Genomic DNA, 16,070 nt, shown 5'->3' with positions numbered 1-16,070 from the left:
CGGAGCGTCCGACGTGAAAGGAGCCCAGGTGACCCTCGATACAGCGTTCAGGTCCCCCCCACACCCCGGCGTCGGCCAGCGCTCCGGGACTGCCCTGTGACGGCGGGGCCGTCCGGCGGACCGAGGCGCTCGCTGCACTGCGCGCGCTGCGGCGCCCTCAACGGCGGCGACTTCAGCCGCTGCATCCGCTGCGGCGCGCCGCTCCTCGCGCCTCCCGCCCACACCGCGCCGACCCGAGGGCGCCTCGACGGGCGAAGCCTGCTCGCGACCAAGATCCTGGGCGGGCTCACGGCGTTCGTGTTCGTGGGCCAGCTGGTGGCCGCGCACTCCCGCGATCTCGGCCTCCTCTCGGCGTGGGACGCGCCGAGCTACCTCCGCTTCGGCGCGCTCCTCCTCGCGCCCGGCGTGCCCTTCGAGCCGTTCCGGCTGCTCTCTGCGGTCTTCGTCCACATGGGCGTCCTCCACTTCGGCATGAACATGGTGACGCTCGGCATGCTCGCCCGCGCCGCCGAGCCCGCCGTCGGCTCGGCGCGGTTCGCGATCGCCTACGTGCTCACGGGCCTGTTCGGCTTCGGCGCGAGCGCCGCATGGAACCTCTTCGTGCAGCCCGAGGTCGTGTGCACCGCGGGCGCGAGCGGCGCCGTGTTCGGCGTGATGGGCCTCCTGCTCGGCTGGCTGCTCCGCCGCCGCGACCCGCGATGGAAGGACCTCGCGCTCCAGGCCGTGTTCTACATCGTCCTCTTCGGCTTCGTCGTGAACGCGTCGAGCACAGGCGTTCGCATCAACAACGCCGCGCACATCGGGGGCCTGGCCAGCGGCGCGCTGCTCGGGCTGAGCTACGCGGGGCCCGCGCGGGGCCGGTACGAGGGTGTGATGAACGCCGGCGCGCTCGCCAGCGTGCTCGCCTGCCTCGCCGCGCTCGCGCTCGCCCAGCGCTCGCCGGTCTGGCGCGCCGCGGAATCGCTCGACGGGAACGCGCGGCAGGAGGCGCCCGGGCCCGCGCTGCACGGCCAGCCCAAGGGGCCCCCCGAGGACGCTCTCGGTGCGCTCGCCCCTCGGCCGGCGGGCTCGCTCGTGCCGGGGGCTCCTGACGCGACGTGACGCTGATTGCGGCGCACGGCTCGAACGTCTAAGCGCCATCCTCGCATTCACGTGGGGGCGGGCCAATCCGTCCGTTCCCTCTCAGGAGACGTCATGGTCCGAACCTCGTCGCACATCGCCTCGTGCGTGCTTGCCGCGTCTCTCCTCAGCGGCTGCCATGTCACCATCCAGAGCGGCAACACGCCGGCAGAGGCCTCGCCGCCGCCCCCGCCGCCCGCCAAGAAGGCCTCCCGGTCGCGCAAGCCGGCCAAGCCCGACCCGGAGCCGGAGCGGCGCAGGACCCCGAAGTGGCGCCTGCCCACGAACAACGCGCCGCGCATCACCGCCCCGAACGCGTTCGGCAACGGGGAGGGCGGCGCCTTCCGGGGGCTCGCGTACGTGATCCCCGAAAACACCCAGAAGCTCCCGACCTTCGACGGGCTCGTGCCGTTCGCGGTGCTGTACACGGACAAGTTCGAGGTGAAGTCGCAGGACTTCTCCGGCGGCTTCCCGGGCGCGCTCGCGCAGAACGAGTGGTTCGCGATCCGGTTCGAGGGTGAGTTCAAGGCGCCCCAGGAAGGCGTGTTCCAGCTCAGGCTCACCTCGGACGACGGCGCGGTCCTCTACATCGACGACAAGCGCGTGGTCGCGAACGACGGAGTCCACAACGCGAAGACCGTCGACGGCGAGGCCCGCCTCACGGAGGGGACGCACCGGCTGCGGCTCGATTACTTCCAGGCGCAGCGGGGCCAGGTCGCGCTCATGGTCCAGATCGGCCAGAAGGACAAGTTCGAGCCGCTCGTCGGGCTCCGCTGACGGCGCGCCGCGCCGGACGCACCTCCGGCGCCCCGCCCGGGCGGGCACGCCGGGCGCGCGGCGGGCTTCCATGCGCCAGCGCACACCCCGCGCTGTCGTTCGCCTTTTCGTGTATCGTCGCCGCCGCCCATGGCGTCGGTGAACCCACTGTCGCGCGAGCTCGTCTTCAAGATCGTCTATTACGGGCCCGGCCTGGGCGGCAAGACGACCACGCTGGAGTACTTGCACGCCACGGCGAAGCCTGAGTACCGCGGCAAGCTCGTCTCCCTCGCGACGCCGGTCGATCGAACGCTCTACTTCGACTTCTTGCCGGTCCGGCTCCCGCAGCTGCGCGGGATGAACGTGAGGCTCCAGCTCTTCACGGTGCCAGGGCAGGTCTACTTCAACGCGACCCGAAAGCTGGTGCTCACGGGCGCCGACGGCATCGTGTTCGTCAGCGATTCGCAGGCCGTTCGCGCCGACGCCAACATGGAGAGCATGGAGAACCTGCGCGAGAACCTCGCCGAGCAGGGGCGGGCGCTGGAGCACGTCCCGCACATTTTCCAGCACAACAAGCGCGATTTGCCCGATTTGCTGCCACTCTCGGAGCTCGACGCGATGTTGAACCCGTCCCGCGTCTTCTCGCTGGCCACGTCAGCGAAGACGGGGCTCGGCCTCTACGAGGGGCTCGAGAAGATCAGCGCCGCGGTCCTGCGCGCCTTCGAGAGCCGCCTGCCCGACGCGATGGGGAGCGGGCTGGGCGGGTTCGACGCGATCGAGGGCGGGCTCGCCACCGCCCTGCGCGACGCGTCGCCGCCGCCGTCGGCGCCGCTCGACGCGGTGATCTCGCGGCTCGCGCCGCCCAGCAAGCCGTGGTCGACGATGCCACCGGACTCGACGATCGGCGATCCGAGCGAGGCCGCGGCCGCGCCCGTCGCGACCGCATCGCCTGGCGGCGAGCTCGCGCCGCGCAGCGCCGGCGTCAGGGATCCGGTGAGCCGAGGGCTCCCGCCGTCGCTGCGGCTCGCCGCCCGGAAGCTTGCCGCGCCGGCGGACGCCCCGGCGACCGCGCGCGCGGACGGCCCGTCCGCGGCGACGAGGCACCTCGCCCAGCCGGGCCTCTCGTTCGTCGCGCTCTGGCCGACCGCCGAGCGGGAGGCGATCGCGGAGATCGAGGCGACGATCGCCGCGGAGCGGTACGCCGTCGCGCTCGAGCGCTGCGACGCGCTCGTCGCGGGGATCTTCGACAAAGCGGCGGAGCTCGCGGGCTCGGGCGGCACGGCGCGCGATCCAGCGACGGTGCCGGCGCTGCTCGGCCTGGACGGGCGCCGCTACCTCGGCTTTCGCGCCGTGGTCCGAAGAGCGCGCGCTGGCGGCGAGATCACCGAGCGCGACGCGCTCAAGGCCTTCGCGTTCGTCATCGAGGCGCGGCTCGCAGAAAGCGCGATTTGAGTCCACGCGGCGGGCGCACGCGCCCCCGCCGCCCCGCCGAGCAAAGCTCGTCGGGGCCCCACCACCCCGCGATCCACCTGCGGCTTCCAGGGCGCCTTGCCGCTTCGGGCCTGGCGAACGTCGCATCGGGGGACGAGCGCCAAGCATTCAGCGTATGTCCAAGGACGCCGTCAGAGCCGATCGAGCGAGGCGACGCCGGAGTAGCGGCGCATCGACACGCTCATGAGGAGCGCGATCGCCACCATCACCGTGGTCACGCTCGATCCGCCGTACGAGAACAGGGGCAGCGTGACGCCGACGACCGGCAGCACGCCCGACGTCATGCCGAGGTTGATGACCGCGTGCCAGAAGATGATCGCCGCGCAGCCGACGCCGAGCACCGCGCCGAAGCGATCCTTCGCCATCGACGCGATGCGGATCCCCCACACGACCAGGAACGCATAGAGGCACACGAGGACCATGCACCCGATGAACCCCCACTCCTCGGCGAAGACAGGGAACGGGAAGTCCGTGAACTGATCCGGCAGGAAGAGGAACTGGTTCTGGGTGCCCCGCAGGTACCCGCTGCCGAACAGACCGCCGTTGCCGATCGCGACGCGCGAGTGGTGGGCGTGCCAGCCGCGGTGCAGGAGATCTTCCTCGGGGTGGAGGAAGACGAGCACGCGCGCGCGCTGGTAGTCGAGCAGCACGTACTCCCAGACGATCGGGATCGCCACCGCGATGGACACGACGAACAGCGCGGCGCTCCTCCACCGCACGCGCGTGACCGCCGCGATCGTCAGGAAGACGAACACCAGGATGAGCGCCGTCCCGAGATCGGGCTGCTTGAGCACGAGGAGCGCAGGGACCGCCGTCAGCGCCGCCGGGATCGCCAGATCGCGGAGGGTGCGGCCCTCGTTGCGCGGGTCATCGTGCAGGAACTTCGCCAGCGCGATGACCAGGAACACCTTCATGAACTCGCTGGGCTGGAACCGGAACGCGCCGAACTCGATCCACCTGGCGGAGCCGCGCACGTCGCGCGCGAGCACGAAGACGAGCGCCAGCGAGAAGACGCCGAACGTGTAGAGCACGTAGCCGAGGCGCTCGAGGTGCCGGTAGTCGAGCGCGATCAGCACGCCGCCGATGATGCCGCCCATGAACAGCCAGTACACCTGGCTGATGTAGAGCTCCGCGCGCGCGCCGGAGTAGACGCTCGTCGCGCTGTAGAGGTTGACGACGCCGAGCACCGCGATGGCCACCGCGGCGATGAAGAGCGGCCAGTCGAAATGATCGCGATCGCGCGAAGAGAGAGAGTCACCCCGGATCATGGCGTGCGCCCCGACGCAGCGGGCGCGCGGCCCGCGCTGCTCTTGCCCGCGCGCGGCCCTTCGCTCGGGCCGCCGCGGCGCTCCTTCGCGAGCTCCTGGTACGCGCGGACGACCTCGAAGGCGACCGGCGCCGCGTGCTTGCCGCCCGTGCCGCCGTGCTCGACGAGCACGACCACGGCGACCTCGGGCGAGCGCGTCGGCGCGTAGCCGGCGAACCACGCGTGCTCGCGGTTGAAGTACCAGACCCGCTCGGCCTCGACGCCGCGGGTGAGCCGGTGCGAGACCTGCGCGGTCCCTGTCTTGCCCGCCATCTCCACGCCCGCGACGCGCGCCTTGAACGCCGTGCCGCCCTCCTCGTTCACGCCGGCGACCATCGCCCGGTGCACGAGGGAGAGGTTCTCCGGCCGGATGTCGATCTGGCGGCGCACGCGCGGCGTGAACTCCTGGACGACCGTGCCGGCGCTCGTCTCGACGGCGCGCACGATCTGCGGCTGGTACAGCGTGCCGCCGTTCGCGAGCGCCGCGTACGCGAGCGCGAGCTGGAGCACCGTGACCGTCGTCGCGCCCTGGCCGATCGCCGCGTTCAGGCCGAACCCGAGGCGGAACTGGCCCTTGTTCCGGAGCGTCATCCACGCCCGGGTGGGCATCCTGCCCCCCGCCTCGGCGTTGATGCCGAGCCCCGTCCGCGCGCCGAGCCCGTAGCGCTGGCCCATCTCCGCGATGACGTCCATGCCGACGCCGTACTCCGCCGCGAGCCGGTAGAAGTAAACGTTGCACGACTCGGCGATCGCCTGCTGCATCGCGACCGGCCCGTGCACGTGCGTGCACCGGAACGTGCGCTTGCCGAACGTCAGCGCGCCCCGGCACCGCGAGGACTGGCGGGGATCGATGAGCCCCTTCTCGAGCGCCGCCAGCGCGGTGAACGGCTTGAACGTCGAGCCGGGCGGGTACGCCCCGGACAGCGTCTTGTCGAGCGCGGGCTTCAGCGGATCGGAGTAGAGCCGCCGGAACGCGTCGCGGATGACCTGCTTCCCCGAGCCGCCGGAGAGCGCGTTCGGGTTGTAGCCGGGCTTCGAGTACAGCCCGAGGATCCGCCCGGTGCGCACGTCGATGACCGCGACGCCGCCGGCGAGCTCGCCGCGCATCGCCTTGTCGATCGCCTTCTGGATGTCGGCGTCGAGCGTCAGCCGGAGGTCGCGGCCGGGGATCGGGTCCACCCGCCGCGGCTCCTCGATGATCCCGTCGCCGCCCGTCCTGCGCCGCCCCTTGGCGTCGACGAGCACCTTCTCCCAGCCGCGCGTGCCGCGCAGGTAGCTCTCCCAGGCGCGCTCGATGCCGGTGACGCCGATGCGATCGCCCTCGATGTAGCCGACGCTGCGGAGCGACGCGAGCCGCTCGGCGTCCACCTCGGCCATGTAGCCGAGGACGTGCGAGCCGACCTCCTCGTACGGGTAGTAGCGCACCGGGACGGGCACCACGTCGACCCCCGGCAGCTCGGCGTCGTGCGTCGCCAAGGTCGCCACGGCGTCGCGCGAGATGTCCTCCTTGAGCAGGATCTGCTGGTTCTTGCGCGGGCCCTCGTCGGCGCGGATCGAGGTGATCAGCGTCTCCAGCCGCGCGCGCTCCTCGATCCCGACGCCGAGGTACTCGACGAGCTTCGGCCAGATCGTCTCCATGTCGAGGCGCCGCGGGACGACGTAGACGTTGTACGACGGCCGGCTCGCCGCGAGCACCTTGCCGTTCCGGTCTCGGATGATCCCGCGCGTGGTCGCGAGCGTCACGCGCCGAACGATGTTCTCGCGAGCGACGGCCTTGTTCTCGTCGACCTCGAGGATCTGCAGGTAGAACAGGCGCCCGAGGAGCACCATGAAGCCGACGACCATGCCGAGCGCGATCCACCGGAAGCGCCGGCGGAACTCGCTCACGTCGGAGCGCTGGACGAGCAGGCTCACCGCGGGCTCTCCCCTGGCCGCGGGACGTTGATCGTCGCCTGGTGCACGCGCTCGGCCAGCCGGAAGACGAACGGCGCGAACAGCGCCGTCGAGACGGCGTGCGGCGCGACGAGCCGCGCGAGCGCGCGGGTGCGCGCCGCGTCGCCCCCGAAGATGGCGGTGAGGATCACGATGAGCACCCCCTCGACGAGGCCGAAGACGAAGGCCAGCGCGATCTTCGTGAGGAGCGTCTGCGCGGCGAGCCGCACGCCGGCCGCACGCGACACGACGAAGGTCGCGACGGTGATGAAGGTGAACAGGCCGACCGGCGCGCCGGTGAAGAGATCGAGCAGGTACCCGAGGAGGAACGCGAGCGCGGCGCCCCGCGCGATCGAGTACTCGTGCACCCCCATGAACACGACGAGCGGCAGAAGCAGGCTCGGCGTGGAGCCCGGGATGTTCAGCTTGCCGATGAGCCGGAACAGGTTCGACTGAAGGATCAGCAGGGCGGCCCCCATCGCCAGGAACGCGGAGTTTCTCATCGCGTCACCTCCGCTGCGCCTGGGGGGGCGTCTCCTCCGGCGGCGTCGTCGTCACGATGAGCACCTCCTCCAGCCGGGAGAAATCGACCGCCGGCGCGACGTACACCTGCTGGTAGATGCCGAAGTCGCGGCGGACGACCTGCGTCACGGTCCCGACCGGGATCCCCTTCGGGAAGCGCCGGCCGACGCCGCTGGTCACGAGGAGGTCGCCGACCTCGATCTCGTCGGTGCGCTGCACGTACTCGACGCTGCAGGAGTACTTGCTCTCATCGCCCGTGCCGCGGACGAAGCCGCGCGCGCCGGTGCGCTCGACGACCACGTCGACGCCGCTGCCCCCGTCGACCACGAGCCGCACGTCGACCGTGTCGCCGGCGCTCTTCAGCGTCGTGCCGACGACGCCGTCCGCGGAGAGGACCGGCAAGTTGGAGCCGATGTCCCGCGCCTCGCGATCGAGCGTGACGCGAACCACCCGGAAGAAATCGTTGGTGCTCTTGCCGACGACCTGGGCGCTCACCACATCGGTCCGGAGGCTCTGGCGCAGGTCGAGCAGCCTGCGCAGGCGGCGGTTCTCTTCCTCGAGCGCCTCGAGCTTCCGCACCCGCTCTCGGAGGCGTGCGATCTGCGAGGCCTGCCTGGCGTTGTCTTCCTTGACGTCGACCAGGTAGATGTAGTCGCCCCAGAGGTTCGAGATCCCGCGCGCCAGCGTCGCGGCCGCGTACTGGATCGGCGCCGCGATGCTGATGATGATCCGGTCGGCCCCCGTGTTCTGCTTGGGGTCGCGCATGCTGGCGCGCAGGAACCAGAACGGCACCGCGAGCGCCAACAGCACGATCACGAAGTCGCGGTAGCGTTTGAGGTTCACCGTGGCTCCCGGACCCAGGTAGTACGAGGCGCCCCGCGAGGCCACCCCTCTCGACGCCGCGCGCGGCGCCCACCCCGGCGCGGGGCGGCTCGCCGCGCGCCGCAAAAACCCCCGCCGGCGTGCTCACGGGCGGGACACGAAGACGACCCTCAGCTGATCGTGACCTCTTTCAAGAGCTCGAGGTGATCCAGCGCCTTGCCGCTGCCGAGCACCACGGCGCTGATCGGGTCGTCGCACACCATCACGGGCAACCCCGTCTCCTCGCGGAGGAGCACGTCGAGGTTCTTGAGGAGCGAGCCGCCGCCGGTGAGCACGATGCCCTTGTCGACGATGTCGGCCGCCAGCTCGGGCGGCGTGCGCTCCAGCGCGATGAGCACGGCGTCCACGATGGCGTTCGTCGGCTCGCTCAGCGAGTCGCGGATCTCGTCGGAGTTGACGACGACCGTCTTGGGGATACCCGCCACCATGTCGCGACCCTTGACCTCCATCGTGAGCTGCTGCTCGAGCGGATACGCGTTGCCGATCGTGATCTTGATGCGCTCGGCGGTCTGCTCGCCGATGGCCATGTTGTACTTGCGCTTCATGTAGGCCATGATCGACTCGTCCATCTTGTCACCGCCGACGCGCACGCTCTGCGAGTAGACGATGCCGGCGAGGGAGATCACGGCGACCTCGGTCGTGCCGCCGCCGATGTCGACGACCATGTTGCCGCTCGGCTCGGTGATCGGCAGCCCGGCGCCGATCGCCGCCGCCATCGGCTCCTCGATGAGGTAGACCTCGCGCGCGCCAGCGCCCTCGGCGCTCTCCTTCACCGCCCGCTTCTCGACCTCGGTGATGCCGAACGGGACGCAGATGATGATGCGCGGCTTGACGAGCGTGCGGCGGTTGTGTGCGCGCGCGATGAAATACCGGAGCATCGCCTCGGTGATCTCGAAGTCGGCGATGACGCCGTCGCGCAGAGGTCGCACCGCCTGGATGTTGCCGGGGGTGCGGCCGAGCATCTCCTTCGCCTCGCGGCCGACGGCGAGCACCTTCTTGCCGCCGCGAGCATCGCGCTGGACGGCGACCACCGAGGGCTCGCAGGACACGATGCCCTTGCCCTTCACGTAGATGAGGGTGGTTGCGGTGCCGAGATCGATCGCGAGATCGTTCGAGAACAGGCCGTAGAGCCAGTCGAAGATCATCGCTTCGCCCTAGAAAGGAAAAAAGGTTAAGCCGAGCACCGCAGAGGATGCAGCAGCCCGACCCGAGGCCCGCTCGCGCGGGCCCGGCGGCAGCGGCCAGCGGTGCAGCGTGGCCTAGCCCTTCGAGATCTTGCCTTCTTTGTGCTCGGTGTGCTTGCGCTCGGTCGGGCAGAACTTCTTGATGACGAACTTGTCCGTCATCGTCCGCTTGTTCTTCGTCGTGTGGTAGTTCGCGCGGCCACAGTTGCCGCACGTCAGCTTGATGATGTCGCGCATCGGAGGTCTCCGAAGACAGGGCCGACCTGTTTCCACAGGCGGCCCTGGTTGAACCTAGGTACGGGCAGCACGGGAAGCGCTAGCACCGCAACCGGCGGGGGGCACCAGAGGACGTGTGCCGGATCAGCGACGCCCGACCGCCCGTCTGGAGGGCGCTACCCTACGAGAAACGATGCAGTTGTCAACCGGGAGCGCTCATTCGTCGTCCCAGTCGTCACCGCCGCGGCCGCGATCCCAGTTCTTGTTGTTGCTGCGCCGGCCGCCTCCAGCGCCGCCGCCGCCGCCGCCGCCGCCACCGCCGGGAGGACCGTCCCCATCGTGACTGCCGCGCCGCCGGCGATCATCGAAGGTCTTGCGCGCAGGCGGCGGAGGAGCGCCGCCGCCGCCGCCGGCGAAGCCGCCGCCGCCGCCGCCGCCGGCGAAGCCGCCACCACCACCGCCGAAGCCGCCACCACCACCGCCGAAGCCGCCACCACCACCGCCGAAGCCGCCCGGGCGGTCCTCGCGCGCCGGCCGCTCACCCTTCGGATGGGCGAGGTTGACGACGAGCCGCCGACCGCGCACGTCCACGCCGCGCAGCGCATCGATCGCGCCGCGCGCCGCCTCGGCGCTCGCCATCGTCACGAAGCCGAACCCGCGCTTGCGACCATCAGGGTCCATGGGGAGGTGGACCCGCACGACCGGACCGGCGCCCGTCGAGCCGATGAGCCCCTCGACCTCCTCGACGCTCGCGTCGTAGGGGAGATTGCCGACGTAGAGGGTCCGATCCGGCGCTGCAGCCGGTCCGCCGCCGCCCATACCGCCACCGCCGCCAGGGCCACCGGGGCCGCCACCGGGGCCACCGCCGGGGCCCATCGGGCGCCCCTCGCGCCGCGGCGGCTCGGCCTGGAAGGGGCGGACCGAGATGGACTTGCCGCCCTGAAATGAACCGTCGAGCGACTCGCGCGCGGCGTTGGCTTCGCCGGTCGTCGAGAGTGTGACGAAGCCGAACCCGCGCGGACGACCCGTCGCGCGATCTTTCGGAAGACTGACCTCGACGACGTTGCCGCCGGTGGCCTCGAAGAGCTGCCGCAAAACGTCTTCGGTGATGGAGTCGGGCAAGCCCGCCACGAACAACTTACGCGAATCTTCAGCCATTGTAGAAAAACCTGGGGTTGGCCCCTGCGTTCCCTCTTATTTTGGTCCACTCGCTCCGTGATCGATGTCGATGACGCGGAGCCTTTCGCGAGCGCGCCTCGATCGCCCCTCCGTCGGCGGAAGGAGCGACCGAGCTCAATCGAGCGAAGGTCGGCGGGCCGACCCTCTGGTGCAAACTCCACCCCACGATATCTGGCGCCCCTGGCGCGTCAAGGGACCCGCCACGGGCGGGCGAGCCAAATGGAGGCCCGGAAGGAGCTGTCCCGGACCCCTCGGCGCCTTCGCCCCTCACCCGGGCGCCGGTCCGGAGGACCGGGGGCGCCGGTCCAGGCAACCAGGGGCCCCGCAGCGCGCGCGCTCCGTCACAGGCGGGCGTCGCCAGACCGGCGCTCGGAAAACCCGGCGCTCGGGAGGCCCGAGCGGTCCAGCGCCGCCCAGCGGATGAGCGCATCGCGCGGCGTGGATCTGCCCGAAACCCGAAACGACCGGTCCAAGGTACCCAGGTGCGGGATTACCTTTCGGCCCGGGCGCGGGAGGCCCGAGGCGCCTCGGCCTCATCATCCTCGTCGGACGGATCGTCGTCCGCGACGCGCGAAGCGCCGTCCAGCGGGCTCGCCCCGGCGCTCGACGGCTCGCCGCGCGCCGCCATGCGCAGGAAATAGAGCCCCACCACGAACAGACCGAAGCAGGCCCACTGCGCCGGAGTGAGACCGCCATAACGCGGATCGCCGCCGACGACCGTGCCCTCTCGCTCGCGCAGGAAATCGAGCGCGAACCGCACCGGAGCGTACGCGGTGCACATGATCCCGGTGTAGAAACCGAGCGGACGATGGGGGTTCCGGCGCCAGAGGACCGCGAACGCGATCGCGAGCGGGATCGCGAGCACACACTCATATAGGCCGAGATCGAACCGGCCGACGTGTCCCGTCCCGAGCGGGTATTGGACCGCGAACCATGCGTCGGAAATGCGGCCCGGATGATCGTGGACCGACGCGCAGCCTGCGCGCCCGAAGACCCACGCGAGCGGAAACGCGCTGCTGACGACCTCGCAGTAGGGCAGGATCCGCTCGCGGCGATAGAAGCGCCACGCGAAGGCGCCGATCAGCGCGCCGGTGAAGCCGCCGAAGCTCGACAGGCCGTCCCAGAGCGCGAAGAGGTAGAGAGGATCTCGGGCGACCCGCTGCGGGTGATAGAAGATCGCGTCGAGGACGTGCCCACCGATGAACCCGGCCGCCACGACCCAGAAGATGAACTCGCTCATCTTCTTCTCGTCGAGGCGCCGCTCGCGCGCGTGCCGCGTGGCGACCACGGCGCCGATGTAGACGCCGAGCGCCACCAGCGTGCCGAACGGCTTGATCGAGGGCGGCTTCGCCGGATCGATGAGCTGCCCCACAAGCGGGATGTGCTCCAGGAAAGCGAGCGGGATCTCGGGGAGCTCGATGTAAGGGATCAGAGGGCCTGACACGCCGCTCCCCTAGCGCAGCGACGAGGCGAAAGCCATCCGCCGTCGATGACGTCGGAGCGACAAGGCCGCGCCATGCGCGGCGGACGGCGCGCAAAGCGCGGCGCGGGTGCCATGGACGCAGCGAGGCCGCCTTCGCTCGATCGGCCACCGCGCCACCTCGCCACCGCGCGAAGTCCGCCGTAAGGTCGCGCCGGTGTCGTCAAGAGTTCGCCAACCGCGGGGGACAGGCGTAAACCTGCCGCATGAGCCGCTCCCCCGTGCGCGTCGCCACGCTGACGCTCAGTGACACCCGCACCCTCGACGATGACGAGGGCGGACAGCTCCTCGGCGAGTTCCTGAAGCGCGCCGGCTTCTCCGTGACATCCCACGCCGTCGTCCGCGAGGAGCCCGAGTTGCTGCGAGCGGCGATCGTTCAGATCGCGGACGCAGGCTCGGCCGACGCGGTCGTCACCACAGGCGGGACGGGGATCGCCCCGCGCGACCGCACCCTCGAGGCGCTCGCGCCGCTCTTCGAGAAGACGCTCGACGGCTTCGGCGAGGCGTTCCGGCGCCTGAGCTGGGACGCCATCGGGCCGAACGCGATCCTGTCGCGCGCCGCGGCCGGCGTCGCGCGTGGGCTCGTGGTGATCGCGCTGCCCGGCAGCCCGAAGGCGGTGGAGCTCGCCGTCACGCAGATCATCGGCCCCGTCCTCGCGCACGCGGTCACGCTGGCCTCCGGCAAGGGCGGCCACCACCACCGGCCCCCGCAGCCCGCGCAGGGCGAGGAGCAGCGCGGATGATCCCCTTCGAAGAGGCGCTCGATCGGCTGCTCGCGACCGCTGTCCCGGTCGGCCCCGAGCGGGTGCCGCTCGACGACGCCGCAGGGCGCGTGCTTGCCGAGGACATCGCGGCCTCCGACGCGATGCCCGCCTTCGACTACAGCGCAATGGATGGCTACGCCATCGCCTCCGCCGACCTCGCGGGCAGCGGGCCCTTCAGGCTGCCCGTCCGCGGCGAGAGCGCGGCCGGCCGCCCGCTGCCGGCGCTCCACCCGGGCACGGCGTGTCGAATCTTCACCGGCGCGCGGCTGCCGCCCGGCGCCGACACGATCGCGCCGCAGGAGGACGCCGTGCGCAACGGCGACGAGATCACCCTGCAGGAAGCACCGCGGGCGGGCGCCTGGGTGCGCCGCCGGGGCGCGGACCTCGCGGAGGGCGCCGTCCCGCTGCGCAGAGGAGCGCGGCTCACCCCGGGGAAGGTCGCGCTCGCGGCCGCGCTCGATCGCCCGAGCGTCCTCGTCGCGCGCCGCCCCGTGGTCACGGTGATGTGCTCCGGCGACGAGCTGCGCGCGCCCGGCTCGCCCGGCCCCGCCGGCACCATCCCGGAGTCGAACAGCTACTTCATCGCCGCGACCGCGCGCGCGGCGGGCGCGGCGGTCCGCATCGCACCGTTTGTCCCCGACGACGCGGCGCGCGCCGCCGAGGCGGTGTCGACGGCGCTGCGCGGGTCCGATCTCGTGGTGACGGTCGGCGGCGTGAGCGTCGGCGACCACGACATCGTCCGCCCTGCGCTCGAAGCAGCGGGCGTGTCGCTCGATTTCTGGCGCGTCGCCATCAAGCCGGGCAAGCCGCTCGCGGTTGGGCGCGCCGAGCTCTCGCGGTGCGGCGTCGTCCACGTGCTCGGGCTGCCAGGCAATCCGGCCTCGGCCGCGCTCACGTTCGTCCTCTTCGGCGTGCCGCTGCTCCGCGCGCTCCAGGGCGACGCGGCGCCGCGGCCGCCCCGCGTGATCGTCCGCGCGGACAGCGCGCTCAGGCGCCAGCCCGGTCGCGCCGAGTTCCTCCGCACCCGCCTCGACGTCTCGAGCGGCGAGCTCATCGCCCGCATCGCCGCGAACCAGGCGTCGGGCGCCGTCACGAGCTTCGCCGAGGCCGACACGCTCGTCCTCGTGCCGGCCGATCGGGAGCGCATCGACGAGGGCGATCGCCTCGAGGCCATTCGCCTCGCGGAGATCTGACCGCGCGCCGCGCATTGCCCACAGCGCGCGGCATTGCCCGCTGCGCACTGCATTGCCACGCGGCCGGCGAATTTACGTCACGAACCCGCGCTCGATCACATCGCGCTCCCGCGGAGGGCTCACCTTGACCCTCGCGCGGGGGCGCCGGAAGATGGCGGAGCGATGCTCATCCTCGGGATCAACGCCTACCACGGCGATGCGTCGGCCGCCCTGCTCGTCGACGGCCAGCTCGTCGCGGCGGCGGAGGAGGAGCGGTTCAGCAGGATCAAGCACTGCGCGGGCTTCCCGCGGCTCGCGGTCGAGTACTGCCTCGGCGCCGCCGGCGCGCGGGTCGAGGACATCGATCACATCGCGATCAGCCGCGACACGAGGGCGCACCTCGGCGACAAGCTCCTCTACGCGCTGACGCGGCGCTCACCGGCAGGGCTCCTCAAGGGCTCGCTCGGCGCGAGCGACCCGAAGGTGCACCTCGGCGCAGCGCTCGGCGTCGATCCGAAGCGCATCCGCGCCGCGTCGCACAGCGTCGAGCACCACCGCGCGCACCTCGCCTCCGCGTTCTTCCCCTCGGGCTTCGACGAGGCGGCGGTCCTGTCCATCGACGCCTTCGGCGACTTCGTCAGCACGATGTGGGCGCGCGGCCGCGGCAACAAGCTGGAGATCCTCCGGCGCGTCGGCTTCCCCCACTCGCTCGGGCTGTTCTACTCGGGCCTGACGCAGTACCTCGGCTTCCCCAAGTTCGGCGACGAGTACAAGGTCATGGGGCTGTCGGCCTTCGGCCAGCCGGATCTGCTCGACAAGCTCCGGCAGGTGGTGCGCGTCAAGGACGGGGCGTTCGAGCTCGGGCTCGAGTACTTCCAGCACCACACGAAGGGCATCGCGATGACCTGGGAGGGCGAGCCCCGCTACGGCCCTATCCACTCCGAGCGCCTGATCGACCTGCTCGGCCCCGCCCGCAGCCCGAAGAGCCGGATGGAAGACCGCTTCATGGCGGTCGCGGCCTCGACGCAGGCGGCGTTCGAGGAGGTCTACTTCGAGCTGCTCGCGACGGCGAAGCACCTCACCGGCTCGCCGCGCCTCGCCCTCGCGGGCGGCTGCGCCTACAACAGCGTGGCCGCCGGGAAGATCCGGCCGAAGGGGCTGTTCGACGACGTCTTCATCCAGCCCGCGGCCGGCGACGCGGGCACGTCGTTCGGCGCGGCGCTCTACGTCCACCACCACAAGCTCGACAACCCGCGCGGCTTCCACCAGACGCACAGCTACTTCGGCCCGGCCTTCTCGCAGGAGACCATCGACGAGCTGCTCCGGAAGGAGCAGGTCGCGTTCGAGACCCTCCCCGACGAGGACCTGATCCCCCGCGTCGCCAGGGCGATCAGCGAGGGCAAGGTGGTCGGCTGGTTCCAGGGGCGGATGGAGTACGGCCCGCGCGCGCTCGGCAACCGCAGCATCCTCTGCGACCCGCGGCGACCGGACATCAAGGACACGATGAACGAGCGGATCAAGCGCCGCGAGATGTTCCGCCCCTTCGCGCCGGCGCTCCCCCTCGAGCGCGTCGGCGACTACTTCGAGCAGACCTCGCCGGACCCGTTCATGGTCAAGGTCTACAAGATCAAGCCGGAGCGCCGCGCCGAGATCCCCGCGGTGACCCACGTCGACGGCACGGGCCGCCTCCAGACGGTCACCGCCCAGGAGAACCCGCGCTACCACGCGCTCATCAGCGAGTTCGGCCGGCAGACGGGCACGCCCGTCCTCCTGAACACCTCGTTCAACGCGAGCGAGCCGATCGTTTGCACCCCAAAGGAAGCGCTCGACTGCTTCCTCCGGACCAAGATGGACGTGCTCGTGCTCGAGCGGGCGTACCTCGAGCGCGCGCCGGCCCTCTAGGCAGACCCGCGCGGGCTCCGGGCAGGCCACGAAAAGCCCGCCGGAAGCGGCCAGAGAGGCTCGGCCAAAAGTTCGTGGTTGACGTGGAGCGAGGGGACGGCAAATGGGCGTCCCCGGCATGTGGAAGAACGGGACGCCGGGCGCCCTGCCCCACCTCGACGGAGC

14 protein-coding genes are annotated in these 16,070 nt (G+C 71.3%); 6 read left to right on the top strand and 8 right to left on the bottom strand.

The annotated features are described in order from the left end of the window. Positions 1–96: 96 nt before the first annotated feature. The 3 genes from WME79_RS13675 (at position 97) to WME79_RS13665 (ending at position 3,327) form a co-directional block, all read left to right on the top strand. Positions 97–1,101: a rhomboid family intramembrane serine protease gene (locus WME79_RS13675; protein WP_437535270.1), complete on the top strand. Its 1,005-nt coding sequence runs from the start codon at positions 97–99 to the stop codon at positions 1,099–1,101. A gap of 93 nt (positions 1,102–1,194) precedes the next feature. Then, positions 1,195–1,896: a PA14 domain-containing protein gene (locus WME79_RS13670; RefSeq protein WP_437535269.1), complete on the top strand. Its 702-nt coding sequence runs from the start codon at positions 1,195–1,197 to the stop codon at positions 1,894–1,896. A 129-nt stretch (positions 1,897–2,025) separates the two neighbouring features. Beyond that, entirely contained in the window at positions 2,026–3,327 is a 1,302-nt protein-coding gene (locus WME79_RS13665) for a GTP-binding protein (protein ID WP_437535268.1), read from the top strand. A gap of 170 nt (positions 3,328–3,497) precedes the next feature. On the opposite strand, the gene rodA is transcribed toward WME79_RS13665, so the two are convergent. From rodA to WME79_RS13625, 8 genes are all read right to left on the bottom strand, one after another. Then, complete coding sequence (rodA, locus tag WME79_RS13660) at positions 3,498–4,634, bottom strand: rod shape-determining protein RodA (RefSeq protein WP_437535267.1); 1,137 nt, start codon at positions 4,632–4,634, stop codon at positions 3,498–3,500. After that, positions 4,631–6,586: a penicillin-binding protein 2 gene (gene mrdA / locus WME79_RS13655; RefSeq protein ID WP_437535266.1), complete on the bottom strand. Its 1,956-nt coding sequence runs from the start codon at positions 6,584–6,586 to the stop codon at positions 4,631–4,633. The genes rodA and mrdA overlap by 4 nt, the downstream gene beginning before the upstream one ends. After that, the gene (locus WME79_RS13650; protein ID WP_272103239.1) at positions 6,583–7,107 is read right to left on the bottom strand and encodes a hypothetical protein; all 525 of its coding nucleotides are present in this window, start codon (positions 7,105–7,107) and stop codon (positions 6,583–6,585) included. Before WME79_RS13650 ends, mrdA begins: the two co-directional genes overlap by 4 nt. Positions 7,108–7,111: 4 nt before the next feature. Further along, positions 7,112–7,969: a rod shape-determining protein MreC gene (gene mreC, locus WME79_RS13645; protein WP_437535265.1), complete on the bottom strand. Its 858-nt coding sequence runs from the start codon at positions 7,967–7,969 to the stop codon at positions 7,112–7,114. A gap of 149 nt (positions 7,970–8,118) precedes the next feature. Beyond that, entirely contained in the window at positions 8,119–9,153 is a 1,035-nt protein-coding gene (locus WME79_RS13640; RefSeq protein WP_276598056.1) for a rod shape-determining protein, read from the bottom strand. Between the two features lie 114 nt (positions 9,154–9,267). Further along, the gene (gene rpmG / locus WME79_RS13635; protein WP_012235039.1) at positions 9,268–9,429 is read right to left on the bottom strand and encodes a 50S ribosomal protein L33; all 162 of its coding nucleotides are present in this window, start codon (positions 9,427–9,429) and stop codon (positions 9,268–9,270) included. A 195-nt stretch (positions 9,430–9,624) separates the two neighbouring features. Then, entirely contained in the window at positions 9,625–10,566 is a 942-nt protein-coding gene (locus WME79_RS13630; RefSeq protein ID WP_437535264.1) for an RNA recognition motif domain-containing protein, read from the bottom strand. A 511-nt stretch (positions 10,567–11,077) separates the two neighbouring features. Then, on the bottom strand, positions 11,078–12,031 hold the full coding sequence (locus tag WME79_RS13625) for a prolipoprotein diacylglyceryl transferase (protein WP_437535263.1): 954 nt from the start codon (positions 12,029–12,031) through the stop codon (positions 11,078–11,080). A gap of 242 nt (positions 12,032–12,273) precedes the next feature. On the opposite strand from WME79_RS13625, the gene WME79_RS13620 reads away from it, so the two are divergent. The 3 genes from WME79_RS13620 to WME79_RS13610 all read left to right on the top strand — a co-directional run bounded on the left by WME79_RS13620 (position 12,274) and on the right by WME79_RS13610 (position 15,905). After that, the gene (locus WME79_RS13620) at positions 12,274–12,810 is read left to right on the top strand and encodes a MogA/MoaB family molybdenum cofactor biosynthesis protein (protein ID WP_437535262.1); all 537 of its coding nucleotides are present in this window, start codon (positions 12,274–12,276) and stop codon (positions 12,808–12,810) included. Further along, positions 12,807–14,024 (top strand): molybdopterin molybdotransferase MoeA, encoded by a 1,218-nt coding sequence (locus WME79_RS13615; protein ID WP_437535261.1) that lies wholly within the window; start codon positions 12,807–12,809, stop codon positions 14,022–14,024. The genes WME79_RS13620 and WME79_RS13615 overlap by 4 nt, the downstream gene beginning before the upstream one ends. A 162-nt stretch (positions 14,025–14,186) precedes the next feature. Beyond that, positions 14,187–15,905, top strand: a complete 1,719-nt coding sequence (locus tag WME79_RS13610) for a carbamoyltransferase family protein (protein ID WP_437535260.1) — start codon at positions 14,187–14,189, stop codon at positions 15,903–15,905. The last annotated feature ends 165 nt before the right edge of the window (positions 15,906–16,070 follow it).

The organism is Sorangium sp. So ce726 (assembly GCF_051521405.1).
Classification (GTDB): domain Bacteria; phylum Myxococcota_A; class Polyangia; order Polyangiales; family Polyangiaceae; genus Sorangium.
This window is presented reverse-complemented; position numbering and strand designations above follow the sequence as displayed.